Consider the following 14,628-nt stretch of genomic DNA (forward strand, 5'->3'; position numbering starts at 1 on the left):
TATCCTCTTTTGTGAGTGAAAATGAAAGCCAGATTCATTGTCTTTTACTGCATAACGGACGACCAGCCACGAGGTCTCGACATAAAGGGCTACCTCAAACTTTTCGAGCCTGATACCCAGACCCTCACTGATGCTCTCCTTCAGGTCGCTCAGACTTCAGAGGTAATAACCGTTCTGAAGGCTAATTCAGGCGATTATTCAGTTGTTTACGTGGTTCCTGGTAAGACCGATGGACTCCCGTGCAGAGAAGCCTACGAGTTCCTGGTTCAGAGAGAGAAAGGTCTGGGAAAGGTCGCTGAAGATATAGTTGGCGGGGATTCAAGAAAATCTGTCCTGGGAGGTGCTTTGGTTCTGGTGGGAATAGCCGTTCTGTTCTACGTCGGCTACTACTATCACGCACTCTCCGAGATAAACAACCTGCTCCTCTTCATCGGCGTTTTCCTCAGCGTTTTTGGTGGTATCTTGAAGGGATACCAGAAGAAGAGGGTCAGAGCATCGGCTCCTCGTCACAGATCGGAGTGAGGGAAACTGCTCATCATCCCCGTTTAAGCCTCCACTGAGAAGTTTTTAGGTTTAGCTTTTTCATCTGGAACACAACGCTTTTAAAATCCAGAGTAGTATTCGACTTGATGGAGTCAGAGAAAAAAATCTCGTATAGGCCTTCCCCGGTGGAAGCCCAAAAAATACGTGATGTACGCGCAGATTAGGTGTAATGTTCTTTCAACCTGTGCCTCAGAGCTTGAGGCGATTTTCAAAACGGCTGGAGTTGAGTTCGTGGGGCTCCTTGAACCCGACCCCGAAACTCTCGCCTCCTATTCGGACAGGCTCTACTCGGGAAAAACAATTGAAATAATCGAACTAATCGATGGACTGAGCAGGATGTTTTACCTGGCCTCCCTCCAGACCCCGATTAAGCCCGGTGGGGAACTTGAACCTGAGTTTACCCTCTTCTTCAATGTGAATAGCAGGGAAGCCCTTCAAGTCCTTCTCAGGGTGATCGGGAAGAAGAGAATCCGCGGAAAGAGATACAGACATCGTTCTGGGATAAACTTCGCAATAAGCTTCCTGGGCAGTCTCCTTTTTTCATCCCTCCTTAACACTAAGAACTACTTTCTCCAGTCCATCCTCCTTCTTGCTCTCACTCTTCTGATATATCTTGCAATTGACTACCCCCTTCGCGCTCCTCTACTTCAGAGGCATTGAGGTACTCTCCCACGATCCCTTTGAAAAGAAGAGCGTTAAAATAGTTAAAATTGTGAGGGCAAAGACAAACCAAGAAGAGAAAACCTAACGTCCAAGCTCCTTATGGGCCTTTGCTAGGTGCTTCGCCGCTATCGCCGCCAGCAGGGAAAGCTCGCCAGCGAGAACTGCTCCAGCGACTATCTCCGCGAACTTCTTGGCGTTCGTTCCCGGTGGGTCTCCACCTCCGGCAACGCCCATAATCGAGAGAGCCTCCCTCTGCGTGGGGACTCTTGTACCTCCGCCAACTGTCCCAATCTCAAGGCTCGGCATGGTGATGCTGATGTAGAGGTCGCCCTCTGGCGTTACTTCGGCGAGAGTTATGCCGTGTGATCCTTCTGTTATCTGGGCCTCGTCCTGCCCGGTAGCAAGGAATATCGCGCCGACGATGTTTCCGAAGTGGGCGTTGAAACCGTACGAGCCGGCCTGCGCTGAACCAACGAGGTTCTTGCGGTAGTTCACCTCGGCTATGAGTTCAGGCGTTGTCTTCAGCTTCTCCTCGACGATCTTCCGAGGAATCACGGCCTCGGCAATGACGGTCTTGCCCCTCCCGTTGATGAAGTTCATCGCGTTGGGCTTCTTGTCAACGCAGAGGTTGCCGGAGAGTGCAAGATACTTCACGTCGGGGAATTCCTCCTCGATGACCTTCATTATCTCCTCGCTCGCTATCGTGACCATGTTCATTCCCATTGCATCGCCGGTCTCGAACTCAAAGCGTAAATAGAGGTTGTTGCCCACGATGAATGGCCTAACACCCCTCAGCTTCCCGTGCCTGGTGACCTTTGAGACCGCCTTCTCCTGGAGGTAGTCAAGGTTGTTCTTCACCCACTCAGCAACTTCTCTAGCCCTCCTCGCGTCGGGACACTTGAGGAGTGGCGCGCGCGTCATCTTGTCGTCTATTAGGGTTGTCTTAACGCCTCCCGCAGCGGTCAAGGCAGAACAGCCGCGGTTCACGCTCGCAACGAGTGCGCCCTCAGTTGTGGCGAGAGGAATGTAAAACTCTCCTTTCGCGTACTCGCCGTTGATTTTAAGCGGCCCAGCAACGCCCATGGGTATCTGGACGACGCCGATCATGTTCTCAATGTTCTTTCCTATGACCTGGTTGGGATCTATTGAGTAGTGCCCGATGTTCTCAAGCTTTATTCCGAGCTTTTTCTCAAGGGCTTTTCTTCTTATTTCAGTCGCGAGCTTTTTATCGCCGTTCGTGTACTTCTCGACCTGGTGGAGCTTAATTTCACCGCTTGCTACCTTCTCAACAAGCTCTTCAAAGTTCATTTCAACACCCCCAAGTTATTCGCCAAAAATCCATTCCTCAAGAACATCACCAATCTCCCTAAAGGCTATTGCCGCATCACTGTTTGGCATGTATTTAACTATCGGAATACCAGCGTTTACAGATGCGGGAACATTGGGATCAAAAGGTACCCACCCCAACACGGGAACATCGAGGTCAGTTTCAATGGCGTTTATAATCTCATCGACCACATCCTCACTTTCACGGACTTTGTTGAGAACTACCCCAATGTTGAGGTTGTACCTCTCTCCCAACGCCTTGAGCTTTTCAATCTCATTTTTGACCATGACTTCGAAGGAGTATATCGGAGAACGCTCTATTTCCACCACTATGATCTGGTAATTGGCCAGCTGAAAAGTCGGGAGCGTATCAAAGGGCACCCCCGTTGGGGAGTCCACGAAGACCACTCCAAACTTGTAACGGACTTTGTCTATAACATCCACGAGCTTCCTTGGAGATATTCCCAAAACATCCTGAAGCTGGGTGCTTCCGGGCATTACATATACGCCGGTCTCTCTGTGCTTGTATATTGCCCATTCCGGGTCTATATCAGGATTCTTCATAAGGGTGTGCACGGAGTACTTCACAGCATCCAGGCCAAAATGGAAACCCAAGTTTGGTAAATAAAGGTCTCCGTCAATCGCCAGAACACGGTACTCTTTCATGGCGAGGTGTGAACTTAGGTTTGCCGTTGTCGTTGTTTTTCCAGCCCCACCTCGTCCTGTCACGACGATCACTGCCATCTCTATCCCTCTAGCCATTAGTGTGCAGTTTGGGGGATATAAGGTTTCCGATTTTCTCTCTGGATAATCCTCGGAATTTTACACACATATGTCCCCTGAAGAATAACCTTGAACGCATGAACACAAAAGGTTTATATCCCAAGCTGTTTAGACTGTGATTGTAAGGTTAAGGAGATGATCACTATGGCCGAGAAAATGCAGGCTATTATGAAGACTAAGCCGGCGTACGGCGCCGAACTTGTAGAAGTTGACGTTCCAAAGCCTGGGCCAGGAGAAGTCCTCATTAAGGTTCTCGCAACGAGCATCTGCGGTACAGACCTCCATATCTACGAGTGGAACGAATGGGCGCAGAGCAGGATAAAGCCGCCCCAGATAATGGGCCACGAAGTGGCTGGAGAGGTCGTCGAGGTCGGTCCCGGCGTTGAGGATCTCCAGGTTGGAGATTACATCAGCGTTGAAACTCATATCGTCTGTGGCAAGTGCTACGCGTGCAAGCACAACCGCTATCACGTCTGCCAGAACACCAAGATATTCGGAGTTGATATGGACGGTGTCTTCGCCCACTACGCGATAGTTCCGGCCAAGAACGCCTGGAAGAACCCGAAGGACATGCCGCCAGAGTACGCAGCCCTTCAGGAGCCGCTCGGAAACGCCGTCGATACCGTTCTTGCAGGCCCGATTGCTGGGAGGAGCACCCTCATAACCGGTGCTGGACCGCTCGGTCTTCTCGGCATAGCAGTTGCCAAGGCAAGCGGGGCTTATCCAGTCATCGTTAGCGAGCCGAGTGAGTTCAGAAGGAAGCTCGCCAAGAAGGTCGGTGCTGACTACGTCGTTAACCCCTTCGAGGAAGACCCAGTCAAGTTCGTTATGGACATAACCGACGGAGCGGGCGTTGAAGTTTTCCTTGAGTTCAGTGGTGCACCTAAAGCCCTTGAGCAGGGCCTCAAGGCAGTAACACCCGGAGGACGCGTCTCACTTCTCGGCCTCTTCCCGAGAGAGGTCACGATAGACTTCAACAACCTCATAATCTTCAAGGCCCTTGAAGTCCACGGCATAACCGGAAGGCACCTCTGGGAAACCTGGTACACCGTCTCAAGCCTCATCCAGAGCGGCAAGCTGAACCTCGATCCGATAATCACCCACAAGTACAAGGGCTTCGACAAGTTCGAGGAAGCCTTTGAGCTTATGCGCGCTGGAAAGACCGGAAAGGTCGTCTTCTTCCCTCACAAGGGATGAGTGGCTTGATATTCTTCTTTCCAATTTTTCAGAAAGGGTTTAAATACTGAGATACCAACTTCCCACGGTGAGAGTATGGAGATAGTAATCCCTGACGACATAATCACTGCCATGAAGCTCCCGCGTGGAGAAGTTGAGAGGGAACTGAGAGTTGACCTTGCTGTTATTCTCTACCAAAGGGGCATTCTCCCGCTTGGAAAAGCCGCCAAGCTCGCTGGAATGACAAAGAGGGAGTTCCTTGAGGAACTGGCCAAGAGAAAGGTTCCAAGGCACTACACTGAGAAGGAGCTTGAGGAGGATCTGGCCTTTGCCCGTGGTGAGTGACTCAACGCCCTTAATCCACCTAGCAAAGATAGACAGGCTCGAACTTCTTCGGGAGTTCTTTGGAGAGATAATTATTCCTGAGGCCGTTTATAGAGAGTGCGTCCTTGAAGGAGGGAACTCAGAAGACGCCTTAGCTATTAAAAACGCCAAGTGGATCAAAGTCGAGAAGATATCGGACGAGAAGCTGAAGCGCGCCTTAATGCTTGAACTGGATGAGGGGGAGAGCGAGGCGATAGTTCTTGCCATCGAAAGGAACGCTGAGCTGATTCTGATCGACGACTACGATGGACGGGAAGTTGCGAGGGCCTTAGGGCTTAAGGTTGTTGGAACCATAGGTATTCTTCTCAAGGCGAAACTCCTTGGAAAGATAAAGAGCCTGAGGGAAGAACTCGAAAGGCTGAAAGCCACCGGATTCTGGTTAAGTGAGGAGTTTTATGAAAGAATTTTGAAAGAGACGGGAGAGCTTTAGAGTTTAACGGCTATCTCGGCGTTTCCCTCCTCTGTAACTTTGAGAAGGAGAAGAGCCTTCCTCGGCTCCTTGTAGCGGCTGTGGGCGATGAATATCATTATGAAGTTGGCGAGGTTGCCGAGTCAGGCCAAGATAGTTGATATCGGTCCGATCATCCATGTAATAATGAACGCTATCCCACCAAGTATCATGACTTTATCGAGTAATTGCGGGCGTCCTTTGCCATTTCCATTGCATTCTTGATAGCACCCTCTCCCTTGTAGTGTGTTACTAGGTATTCGGCTTCTTCTAACTCTTGATAGCTCTTTATGGCTCCCGAGATTAAAGGTCCTCCGAAAAGCAATCCGACTCCAGTGTCAGATAATATCCAGAGAAGCATAAATCCAAGTATCAACGAACATAAGGTTAGGTAATACTAAGTCTTACCATTCTGTTGAGGATAGTCATAGATACCAACGGCCATTTCCCTCACTACCGGGGGTATAATCCTGAAGAGCAGAAGAAGAGGGACCAACTTGGCGGGTTTTCCGACACTTCTTCAACCGCAATTCTCTTAAGTTCTCCCTCTCACTCACACGGGGAGGTGGCAGTATGGAGTTAAGCTACCCGGAAAAGCTCACACTCATTAAGCTCGCGGAGCTCAAGAGGGCGAAGGTTGAAGAGCTCGTTAAAGAGAGCGGTCTCGAACAGGTCGCAGTGATGCGCGCCCTTCTCGGCCTTCAGGCAAAGGGACTTGCGAAGCTCCACGAGAGGAGCGAAAGGGTTGTCAAACTCACCGAGACCGGAATGAAGTACGCTCAAATCGGCCTTCCGGAGTGGAGGGCTTTGAAGGTTCTCCGCGAGAAGGGAAAGGCAACACTTGACGACCTCAAAGACGTTCTCAGCGAGGACGAGCTGAAGCCCATCGTTGGCCTTCTCAGGAGGGAAGGCTGGGCAAACGTGAGGAAAGAAGATGGGAAGCTAGTCCTCGAGATAACCGAGAAGGGAAGAGAAGCTTCGGAGAGACCCATTGATAAAGCCTTAAAGCTCCTCGCCGAGAGGGGCGAAGTTCCGGTTAAGGAAATCGAAAAGCTCGTACCCGTTAACGAACTCAAGAGGAGGAAGATCGGCGAAGAAGACGTCATCACCGAGAGAGTAGCCGAGATAACCGAGAAGGGAGAGGAGCTCGTTAAGAAGGGGCTTGAGCTCAAGAAAGAGGTCTCAGTTCTCACACCTGAACTCATAAAGTCCGGCAAGTGGAGGGAAGTGGAGTTCAGGAAGTTCGACATAAAGGCTCCGGTGAGGAGAATTTACCCGGGCAAGAAGCAGCCCTACAGGGCCTTCCTCGACAAGATAAGGAGAAGGCTCATAGAGATGGGATTCATCGAGATGACCGTTGACAGCCTCATAGAGACCCAGTTCTGGAACTTCGACGCGCTCTTCCAGCCGCAGAACCACCCGGCGAGGGAGTGGACAGACACCTACCAGCTCAAGTACCCGAAGGTCGGCTCCCTGCCGGACGAGGAGCTTGTCGCAAGGGTTAAAGCCGCTCACGAGCACGGCGGCGATACTGGCTCAAGGGGGTGGGGCTACGTCTGGTCGCCGGAGAGGGCGATGCTCCTTATGCCTCGTGCCCATGGAACTGCACTCGACGCCAGACAGCTCGCGAAGGGCGTTGAGATACCGGGCAAGTACTTCACAATACAGCGCGTTTTCAGACCCGATGTCCTCGACAGAACTCACCTTATCGAGTTCAACCAGATAGACGGCTTCGTAGTTGGGGAAGACCTCAACTTCAGGCACCTGCTTGGAATACTCAAGCGCTTCGCCGTTGAAATAGCCGGGGCGAAGAAGGTCAAGTTTCTGCCGGACTATTATCCGTTCACCGAGCCGAGCGTCCAGATGAGCGCCTACCACCCTGAGCTCGGCTGGGTAGAGTTCGGAGGCGCTGGAATATTCAGGGAGGAGATGACGAAGGCCCTAGGCATAGACGTTCCAGTTATAGCATGGGGAATAGGTATCGACAGGTTAGCTATGTTCAAGCTCGGAATAGACGACATCCGTTACCTCTTCAGCTACGACCTGCGCTGGTTGAGGGAAGCGAGGCTGGTGTGGTGAGGGATTGAGTTATGAGTGAGGAGATAATTGTGAAGTACGACCCAAACGTTGACATCCTGTACATCCAGCTCTCACCAAAGAAGCCCGTGGACGCTGACATGAAAGGAGACGTTGTTATGGACCTCGACGAGAACGGTGAGGTCGTGGGTATAGAGATATGGCGCGCGAGAGAGCTCGTTCTCCCAGAGTTCCTCAAGTTCATTGAAAGGGTTAAAGAAGAAGGAAAGGCCGTTGAAAGCCAGGGGTGATGGCCGTGCCCAAAATCGTTGTTCAGATTCCGGAAGGTGTGAGAAAGGAATTTGTGGAGCTCCAAGTTAAGCGGGCGATTGAGGCCGAGAGGGCGAGGATAGAGTTCATCGAGGACATCGCGCGGAGGCTCGGGATAGACGAGAAGGACATTGAGGCAATAGAGAAAGCGAGGGATGAGGCTTGGCAGGAGTTCAAGAAAGAATTAGGGCTGGAGTGATCGTGGATACCAACGTCATAATCTCAGCCCTCATTCCCAAAAACTCGAAGCTGAGAGAGTTCCTACTTACGACCGAAATACCACTCCACGCCCCGGATTATATGCTAAGGGAGCTTAAAAGATACTGGACCATTATTGAGGAAAAAGCCAGAAAAAGAGGAATAACTGAGCCCGAGTTAGCCCACTTCAGGGAAGAGCTCCTGGGGAGGATTATCTCTCATCCGCTTTCCGAGTACCGCGGTTTTATAAATGAGGCCTACCGAATATGCAGGGAGTTTGACGAAAAGGATACTCCCTTCGTTGCACTCGCACTCTCGCTAAGGCTTCCGATAATAACCAACGATAAGGATTTGCTCGCCCACGCTGGCGAGTATGAGGCAATTCCCCTGAACGATGTGTTGAGGTGATGCTCATGCCGAAGTTCGACGTTTCAAAGCGCGACCTTGAGAGGCTCGTCGGGAAAACTTTCAGCGTCGAGGAGTGGGAAGACCTCTTCCTCTACGCCAAATGTGAGCTGGACGACGTCTGGGAGGAGAACGGTGAAATCTACTTCAAGGCCGACTCAAAGGACACCAACAGGCCCGACCTCTGGAGTGCCGAGGGTATAGCGAGGCAGATACGATTCGCCCTTGGCTTCCAGAAGGGTTTGCCGAAGTACGAGATCGAGAAGAGTGACGTTGTAGTTTACGTGGACGAGAAGCTGAAGGACATCAGGCCCTACGGTGTCTATGCAATCGTTGAGGGCCTGAACATCGATGAAGAGGCCCTGAGGCAGATGATCAACCTGCAGGAGAAGGTCGCGCTCACCTTCGGAAGGAGGAGAAGGGAGGTAGCGATAGGCATCTTCGACTTCGACAAGGTCAAGCCGCCGATATACTACCGCGCCGCTGAGAAGACCGAGAAGTTCGTTCCCCTCGGCTACGACGAGGAGATGACGCTTGAGGAAATCCTTGAGAAGCACGAGAAGGGAAGGGAATACGGACACCTGATAAAGGACAAGCCCTACTATCCTCTCCTCGTGGACAGTGAGGGCAAAGTCCTCTCGATGCCGCCGGTAATCAACTCCGAGACAACTGGAAGGGTGACAACCGAGACCAAAAACGTCTTCGTTGATATAACCGGCTGGGACTTGAATAAAGTCATGCTTGCCCTCAACGTCGTCGTCACAGCTCTCGCTGAGCGCGGCGGAAAGATAAAGAGCGTGAAAGTAGTTTATCCAGACTTCGAGATAGAGACTCCAGACCTAACGCCGAAGGAGTTCGAGGTCGAGCTCGACTACATCAGAAAATTAGCCGGCCTTGAGCTGAGCGACGGGGAAATCAAGGAGCTCCTTGAGAGAATGATGTACGAGGTCGAGCTTGAGAACAGAAGGGCAAAGCTCCGCTATCCGGCCTTCCGCGACGACATAATGCACGCGAGGGACGTTCTTGAGGACGTGCTCATTGCCTACGGATACAACGAGATCGAACCAGAGGAGCCGAAGCTGGCAGTCCAGGGAAGGGGCGACAAGTTCATCGAGTTCGAGGACGCCGTTAGGGAGCTCATGGTCGGCTTTGGCTTACAGGAGGTCATGACGTTCAACCTGACGAACAGGGAGGCCCAGTACGACAGGATGAATCTCCCCTGCGGGGAGCACCAGGAGGAGTGCCGGGACTACTTCAACCACCCGCCCGCTGAGCTCGTGGAAATAGAGAACCCGATAAGCCCGAAGTGGTCAGCTTTGAGGAACTGGCTCATTCCGAGTTTGCTCGACTTCCTGAGCCAGAACACCCACGAGGAGTATCCTCAAAAGTTGTTCGAGGTCGGAAAGGCTACGCTCATAGACGAGAGCAGGGAGACTAAGACGGTCAGCGAGAGCAAGCTGGCAGTGGCTTTAGCTCATCCGCGCGTGACCTTCACAGAGGCAAAAGAAATCCTCGAGGGCGTTATGCGTCACCTCGGCTTCGAGTACGAGCTTGAAGAGGCAGAACACCCGAGCTTCATTCCGGGCAGAGTTGGTAAGATCATTGTTAACGGGGAGACGATAGGAGTTATAGGGGAGATACACCCGGCCGTCTTAGAGAACTGGGGAATTGAGATGCCCGTTGCGGCCTTCGAGCTGTTCCTTGCTCCGCTCTACACGGAGCCCTATCTATGATTTCTCCCTTTCCAAACTTTTCTCGAAGATGGCCTTCATTATCTCAAAGTTCTCAAGGTTTGTAATTATCTCGATATCCCTCACCATTTTCATCGCCGGTTCTACCTGTATGGCAGTATTTATCAACTTTTTCCAGATGTTTCTGTCATTCATTCCAGATTGAAGTTTACAAATATCAAGTTCTCTGCCAGGGTGTCAAGGAAAACCATTTTATACCGTTCCCGAAAAGTGGATGCCATGAAGCTCGCACTGAGAGTTGCCTACGACGGGAGCGCCTTCTACGGCTTCCAGCGCCAGCCAGGCGTAAGAACCGTTGAGGGAGAGATAATAAAAGTCCTTCAGAAGCTTGGGATAATTGAGAGTCCTGAAAAAAACGACTTCAAGGGGGCTTCGAGAACCGACAGAGGGGTATCCGCGTTCTTCAATGTGGTCTCCTTCGTTCCATCGGAGAGGCCAGACCTCGCCCGCCCGGAAGTCCTCAACCACCATTTAAGCGACGTCTGGGTTCTCGGGATTGCCGAGGTTCCCGACGATTTTCACCCGCGCTTCTGGGCAAAGTTCAAGACATATCGCTACTACCTAGTGAACGAGGGCTTCGACCTCAGTGCCATGAGAGAGTGTGCGAGCCTTTTCGTTGGGAGGCACGACTTTTCGGCCTTTGCAAAGCTCGAACCAGGCAGAGACCCAATAAGAGAAGTCGAGAGAGTTGAGGTCATCGAGAGGCAGGGCTACCTTGTGATTGAAGTCCAGGGAAAAAGCTTCCTGTGGGAGATGGTGCGGAGAATTGTAAATGCCCTCCGCTTCTGCGGGCTAGGCCTTCTCGAAGCTGAGGAAGTTGAAAGGATGCTTTCCGGGGAGTACGGGAAGAAAATACCGCCGGCGCCGCCTGAGGGGCTGGTACTGTGGCACATAGAGTACCCGGGGATCGGGTTCGAAGGTGATGAAAAGGGCATCAAAAAGGCCAGGAGAGACATTTTTGAGCGCTATTCAAGAGCCTTAACTAGAGCGGCGCTTTTTGGGGACTTTCTCCTCGAATATTGACTCCATTCCCTTGTCGTAGTACTTCCCATAGTACTGCTTGAGGGCCTTTTGGCGCTCTATGAAGTGCGTGTAGAGGAGTGGGTCGTCGTCCTCGATGTCAACTATAAGGGCTTTCATTCCCTTCTTCGGCCTCAGTGCACGCCCTATCGTCTGAATCGTCATTATGTCGCTCTTTCCGCCGCCGGCGAGTATTATGGCAGAGATCTCCGGTATGTCAACGCCTTCCTTTAGGAGGGTCGAGATTAATACTGGAATTTCGCCGCTCTTGAACGCTTCCAGTATCTCCCAGCGGTTCGGGCTTTGCGAGCTGAGGAATTCGGCTTTAATACCTTCTTTCTCCAGCATCTCCTTCAGAATCTTTCCGTGCTCAATTCTCCTGACGTCTATGAGAACTCTGTGCCCCTTCCTGGCAAGCTCGATGGCCTTCTTCACTATCGCCCTGTTCCTCTCGTCGTTGTTCATTATCATGTCCTCGTAAAGCTCCTTGTAGCGTTCGCTGAAGGAGGGCATCTTTGATTCGTAGGTTATTATCTCGAACTTCGGCTTTGCCAAAAAGCCCTCCCTTATGAGGTCTTCAGCCCTGACCTCGTAGATTATCGGCCCAACTACCGCCTCAATCTTGATCTCCTCCCCCCTAACGCGCCTCCATGGAGTTGCCGAGAGACCGAAGCGGTAGACCTGGGGAAGGCTTATGCCGAGCTGGTAGAACTTTTCAGCTGCTGAAGTCCTGTGGCATTCATCGAAGAGGACTATCGCATAGTCTCTCTGGAGTTTATCAACTCCCCTCGAAAGGAGGGTCTGTATCATGGCAACTGTCACAGGCCCCTCTTCCCACTTGTTGTCCCCCACGATGCCAGCCTTTATTCCGAGGACTTCCTCAATCCTCTCAGCCCACTGGTAGAGGAGCTCCTTGGTGTGGACGACTATAAGAGCGGAGAGGTCAAGCTCATGGATTATCCTGAGGCCGACTATCGTCTTTCCACTCCCAACCGGGAGGGCGAGAACGCCCATTTTCTCCTTTAGTGCCTTCTTGACTGCCCTCCCCTGGTAGCGCCTCATCTGGAACTTCTCGTTCCAGGTGGAGTTGAGCTTTTCTCCGCGTATCTGCCTCTCGTCCTTTACCCTAACGCGGTAGCCCTTGCTGTTGAGGAATTTCTTCACCCGGGGCAGAAGCCCGACGGGAAACGTCTTCTCGTAGGGGTCGTAGAGGCTCTCGGGCTTCTCCCACTTCCCGTAGTCCTTCTTGTAGGTGAGCAGGTCGTAGATTTTGAAGTAGACGCTCGGGTCGGCTTTCTCTATGTACACCAGTGCTGAGCCATCTGGGATTCTCAGGACAACCATGGGCATGGCCAATCGCCGAAAGTTTAGAAAAAGGATTTATAGACCTTTTGGAAGTTGGTATGGTGATAGCATGCTGAGGGAGATACTCTCACGGTTTGAAGACCTAGTTGTCATTAAGGAACCCGTAAAGAAAGAGCTGGAGATAACCCGCTACCTCCTAAAATACCCTGACAGGCCGGTTCTGTTTGAAGACGTGGAAGGCTGGAAGGTCGCTGGAAACATCTGGAGCACCCGGAAGAGGATAGCCACTTACCTCAACACCACGAGGGAAGAGCTCATCCACCTGATAGCGGAGGCAATGGAAAACCCAAGGCAGTACAAAGAGGTTAAAGAGGCACCTTTTCTCAAGAACTCGACGAAGGACTTCTCCCTCAAGAAGCTCCCGATTCCAAAGTACTACCCAAGGGACGGCGGTCAGTACTTCACCTCGGCGATGGTCATAGCGAAGGATGACAACGGCTTTGTCAACGTGTCCTTCCACAGGATGATGGTGCGTGACGAGAAAACCGCCGCCATAAGGCTCGTTCCGAGGCACCTCTACGCGATGTGGAAGGAGAAGGCCGAGAACGGTGAAGACCTCGACGTTAGGATAGTGGTTGGCAACCCAGTACACCTTCTTCTGGCAGGGTCCGTGAGCACCGCCTATGGGGTTAGCGAGCTGGAGATAGCATCGGCCATGAGTGAGATTGCCTTTGGAAAGCCGCTCGAAGTCATAGAACTTGGCGGGATTCCAGTCCCGATCGAGAGCGAGTTCGTCTTTGAGGCCAGAATAACGCCAGAACTCGTCGATGAAGGGCCATTCGTTGATATAACAGGGACGTACGACATAGTCAGGAGGCAGCCGCTGGTAGTGTTTGAGAAGATGTACCACGTGGATGATCCCATCTTCCACGCCCTGCTCTCCGGCGGCTACGAACACTACATGCTGATGGGCCTTCCAAAAGAGCCGCAGATATACGCGAGTGTTAAGAGGGTCGTGCCGAAGGTTCACGGGGTCAGGCTGACCGAGGGCGGGGCAATGTGGCTCCACGCCGTCGTTTCGATAACCAAACAGCACGACGGTGACGGCAAGAACGCAATTTTAGCGGCCTTCGCCGGCCACCCGAGCCTGAAGAGGGTTATAGTGGTCGATGAAGACATAAACATCTACGACGACAGGGAAGTCGAGTGGGCGGTCGCTACCCGCTTCCAGCCGGACAGGGATCTGGTGATTGTCCCGAACGCGAGGGGAAGCTCACTCGACCCCTCAGCGGAGAAGGGACTTACGGCGAAGTGGGGAATTGACGCGACGAAGCCTCTGGGCAGAAAAGAAGAGTTTGAGAGGGCGAGGGTGTGATCACTCCCCCATTTCCCTAATCTTCCTGACTTTTCCACCCTTTATTTCGATGTAGCCGAGCTTCTTGAGGAGTTTCAGTGTCTCTTCTATGGCCTCCTTGGAGTAGTTTATCACAAGAGTCCCCTTGGGCGTTGGTATCGCCATTGGAGCGGCCCTCATGAAGCTCTTGATGAGCTCTTCCTCAGGGATCTTTCCGTCCTTTAGAACCCTCAGGATTTCTTCCGCGAGGATGCCCCTGCTTATGAGGGCAAAGTAAGCCTTAAGGAGAACATCCTCCGGGAAGTACCTGCCCGCTATCGAGCCGATTTTGTTGATCCTGGCTATGTCCAGCTCCAAGAACTCGAATTCATACTCGGGAAGGAGGTCTGTAAACACAAACTGCTTGGCTACCTTTTCAGCCTCTTCAGGATTGTGGACGATGTTGAAGGGGAACTTAAACTCGAATCTGATTGAGGATGGGTCAACACCTTCCCTGAGCTTAACGGTCTTTCCATCGTAATCAAGCACTCCAGCCCTGTGGAGCTGGTCGAGGATATCTCCTACCCATGCACCCTCCATTAGGAGCTTTTCGGCGTCTTCCCCAACTTTCAGGTGCTCAAGTATGTGGGTCACACTTTCTTTAAACGACATGAAGCCCTCTCTCAAAGCGTCTCTATCAACGCCCTCAATGCTTTCAACGGCTTTTTCAATCTCGTCAAGGGTGCCCGTGAGCATGTAGCCGATAAAACCGTCGTAGCCGAGCCGCTCCCTGACCTCAAACTTTATCCCTTCCTTCCGCAGTTCGGCGGCGAGGGAATCCCTGATGTGCTTACCTCTAACGATCAGCCTCATGATACCACCCCTCAGCCTGGGGAAGGGACACTTATAGGCTTTGTGGAGAACACGAAAGGTGAACTACCCCGTCC

Annotated in this window: 17 protein-coding genes; 12 read left to right on the forward strand and 5 right to left on the reverse strand. The window is 52.0% G+C overall.

Annotated features, from left to right (window positions below; genetic code table 11):
- Positions 1–21: 21 nt before the first annotated feature.
- Positions 22–522 carry a hypothetical protein gene (locus TK_RS04500; RefSeq protein ID WP_011249863.1) on the forward strand — a complete coding sequence of 167 codons (501 nt, stop codon included), beginning with the start codon at positions 22–24 and terminating at the stop codon, positions 520–522.
- 168 nt (positions 523–690) lie between these two features.
- A complete protein-coding gene (locus TK_RS04505) occupies positions 691–1,203 on the forward strand; it encodes a hypothetical protein (protein WP_048053692.1) in 513 nt (170 codons plus the stop codon).
- Between the two features lie 84 nt (positions 1,204–1,287).
- Here TK_RS04505 and hmgA read toward each other — a convergent pair whose 3' ends face one another.
- Together hmgA and TK_RS04515 are read right to left on the reverse strand one after the other, a co-directional pair.
- Positions 1,288–2,514 carry a hydroxymethylglutaryl-CoA reductase (NADPH) gene (hmgA, locus tag TK_RS04510; protein WP_011249865.1) on the reverse strand — a complete coding sequence of 409 codons (1,227 nt, stop codon included), beginning with the start codon at positions 2,512–2,514 and terminating at the stop codon, positions 1,288–1,290.
- 15 nt (positions 2,515–2,529) lie between these two features.
- Entirely contained in the window at positions 2,530–3,276 is a 747-nt protein-coding gene (locus TK_RS04515; protein ID WP_011249866.1) for a MinD/ParA family ATP-binding protein, read from the reverse strand.
- Between the two features lie 183 nt (positions 3,277–3,459).
- Here TK_RS04515 and tdh point away from each other — a divergent pair, with 183 nt between their 5' ends.
- The 3 genes from tdh (at position 3,460) to TK_RS04530 (ending at position 5,305) form a co-directional block, all read left to right on the forward strand.
- Positions 3,460–4,512: an L-threonine 3-dehydrogenase gene (gene tdh, locus TK_RS04520; protein ID WP_011249867.1), complete on the forward strand. Its 1,053-nt coding sequence runs from the start codon at positions 3,460–3,462 to the stop codon at positions 4,510–4,512.
- A 75-nt stretch (positions 4,513–4,587) separates the two neighbouring features.
- Positions 4,588–4,836, forward strand: coding sequence for a UPF0175 family protein (locus TK_RS04525; protein WP_011249868.1), 249 nt, complete (start codon positions 4,588–4,590; stop codon positions 4,834–4,836).
- On the forward strand, positions 4,829–5,305 hold the full coding sequence (locus tag TK_RS04530; protein WP_232500616.1) for a DUF3368 domain-containing protein: 477 nt from the start codon (positions 4,829–4,831) through the stop codon (positions 5,303–5,305). The genes TK_RS04525 and TK_RS04530 overlap by 8 nt, the downstream gene beginning before the upstream one ends.
- A 187-nt stretch (positions 5,306–5,492) precedes the next feature.
- Here TK_RS04530 and TK_RS04535 read toward each other — a convergent pair whose 3' ends face one another.
- Positions 5,493–5,699, reverse strand: a complete 207-nt coding sequence (locus TK_RS04535) for a hypothetical protein (protein WP_143598678.1) — start codon at positions 5,697–5,699, stop codon at positions 5,493–5,495.
- Positions 5,700–5,896: 197 nt separating this feature from the next.
- On the opposite strand from TK_RS04535, the gene TK_RS04540 reads away from it, so the two are divergent.
- The 6 genes from TK_RS04540 (at position 5,897) to truA (ending at position 11,046) form a co-directional block, all read left to right on the forward strand.
- Positions 5,897–7,402 (forward strand): phenylalanine--tRNA ligase subunit alpha, encoded by a 1,506-nt coding sequence (locus TK_RS04540; RefSeq protein WP_011249872.1) that lies wholly within the window; start codon positions 5,897–5,899, stop codon positions 7,400–7,402.
- Between the two features lie 11 nt (positions 7,403–7,413).
- Positions 7,414–7,650 carry a DUF2283 domain-containing protein gene (locus TK_RS04545; protein ID WP_011249873.1) on the forward strand — a complete coding sequence of 79 codons (237 nt, stop codon included), beginning with the start codon at positions 7,414–7,416 and terminating at the stop codon, positions 7,648–7,650.
- Positions 7,650–7,868, forward strand: a complete 219-nt coding sequence (locus TK_RS04550; RefSeq protein ID WP_011249874.1) for a hypothetical protein — start codon at positions 7,650–7,652, stop codon at positions 7,866–7,868. The genes TK_RS04545 and TK_RS04550 overlap by 1 nt, the downstream gene beginning before the upstream one ends.
- Positions 7,865–8,275, forward strand: a complete 411-nt coding sequence (locus tag TK_RS04555) for a putative toxin-antitoxin system toxin component, PIN family (protein WP_232500617.1) — start codon at positions 7,865–7,867, stop codon at positions 8,273–8,275. Before TK_RS04550 ends, TK_RS04555 begins: the two co-directional genes overlap by 4 nt.
- Positions 8,276–8,280: 5 nt before the next feature.
- Positions 8,281–10,005, forward strand: a complete 1,725-nt coding sequence (gene pheT, locus TK_RS04560; RefSeq protein ID WP_011249876.1) for a phenylalanine--tRNA ligase subunit beta — start codon at positions 8,281–8,283, stop codon at positions 10,003–10,005.
- A gap of 237 nt (positions 10,006–10,242) precedes the next feature.
- Entirely contained in the window at positions 10,243–11,046 is an 804-nt protein-coding gene (gene truA / locus TK_RS04565) for a tRNA pseudouridine(38-40) synthase TruA (RefSeq protein ID WP_011249878.1), read from the forward strand.
- Here the strand turns inward: truA and TK_RS04570 are convergent.
- Positions 11,002–12,387 (reverse strand): DEAD/DEAH box helicase, encoded by a 1,386-nt coding sequence (locus tag TK_RS04570; RefSeq protein WP_011249879.1) that lies wholly within the window; start codon positions 12,385–12,387, stop codon positions 11,002–11,004. The two genes, truA and TK_RS04570, sit on opposite strands and share 45 nt — an antisense overlap.
- A gap of 70 nt (positions 12,388–12,457) precedes the next feature.
- Between TK_RS04570 and TK_RS04575 the strand changes: the two genes are divergently transcribed.
- The gene (locus tag TK_RS04575; protein ID WP_011249880.1) at positions 12,458–13,723 is read left to right on the forward strand and encodes a UbiD family decarboxylase; all 1,266 of its coding nucleotides are present in this window, start codon (positions 12,458–12,460) and stop codon (positions 13,721–13,723) included.
- Here the strand turns inward: TK_RS04575 and TK_RS04580 are convergent, their stop codons facing one another.
- Positions 13,724–14,554 carry a hypothetical protein gene (locus tag TK_RS04580; RefSeq protein WP_011249881.1) on the reverse strand — a complete coding sequence of 277 codons (831 nt, stop codon included), beginning with the start codon at positions 14,552–14,554 and terminating at the stop codon, positions 13,724–13,726. It lies immediately after the preceding gene.
- Positions 14,555–14,628 lie beyond the last annotated feature (74 nt).

Source organism: Thermococcus kodakarensis KOD1 (assembly GCF_000009965.1).
Classification (GTDB): Archaea; Methanobacteriota_B; Thermococci; order Thermococcales; family Thermococcaceae; genus Thermococcus; species Thermococcus kodakarensis.

Excerpts from the sequence above, each read along its gene's own strand:
- TK_RS04505 (WP_048053692.1), top strand. The coding sequence starts at position 691 with ATGTACGCGCAGATTAGGTGTAATGTTCTTTCAACCTGTGCCTCAGAG.
- TK_RS04550 (WP_011249874.1), top strand. The coding sequence starts at position 7,650 with ATGGCCGTGCCCAAAATCGTTGTTCAGATTCCGGAAGGTGTGAGAAAG.
- TK_RS04570 (WP_011249879.1), bottom strand. The coding sequence starts at position 12,387 with ATGGTTGTCCTGAGAATCCCAGATGGCTCAGCACTGGTGTACATAGAG.
- truA (WP_011249878.1), top strand. The coding sequence starts at position 10,243 with ATGAAGCTCGCACTGAGAGTTGCCTACGACGGGAGCGCCTTCTACGGC.
- TK_RS04525 (WP_011249868.1), top strand. The coding sequence starts at position 4,588 with ATGGAGATAGTAATCCCTGACGACATAATCACTGCCATGAAGCTCCCG.
- TK_RS04515 (WP_011249866.1), bottom strand. The coding sequence starts at position 3,276 with ATGGCAGTGATCGTCGTGACAGGACGAGGTGGGGCTGGAAAAACAACG.
- TK_RS04500 (WP_011249863.1), top strand. The coding sequence starts at position 22 with ATGAAAGCCAGATTCATTGTCTTTTACTGCATAACGGACGACCAGCCA.
- tdh (WP_011249867.1), top strand. The coding sequence starts at position 3,460 with ATGGCCGAGAAAATGCAGGCTATTATGAAGACTAAGCCGGCGTACGGC.
- TK_RS04580 (WP_011249881.1), bottom strand. The coding sequence starts at position 14,554 with ATGAGGCTGATCGTTAGAGGTAAGCACATCAGGGATTCCCTCGCCGCC.
- TK_RS04540 (WP_011249872.1), top strand. The coding sequence starts at position 5,897 with ATGGAGTTAAGCTACCCGGAAAAGCTCACACTCATTAAGCTCGCGGAG.
- pheT (WP_011249876.1), top strand. The coding sequence starts at position 8,281 with ATGCCGAAGTTCGACGTTTCAAAGCGCGACCTTGAGAGGCTCGTCGGG.
- TK_RS04575 (WP_011249880.1), top strand. The coding sequence starts at position 12,458 with ATGCTGAGGGAGATACTCTCACGGTTTGAAGACCTAGTTGTCATTAAG.
- TK_RS04545 (WP_011249873.1), top strand. The coding sequence starts at position 7,414 with ATGAGTGAGGAGATAATTGTGAAGTACGACCCAAACGTTGACATCCTG.
- hmgA (WP_011249865.1), bottom strand. The coding sequence starts at position 2,514 with ATGAACTTTGAAGAGCTTGTTGAGAAGGTAGCAAGCGGTGAAATTAAG.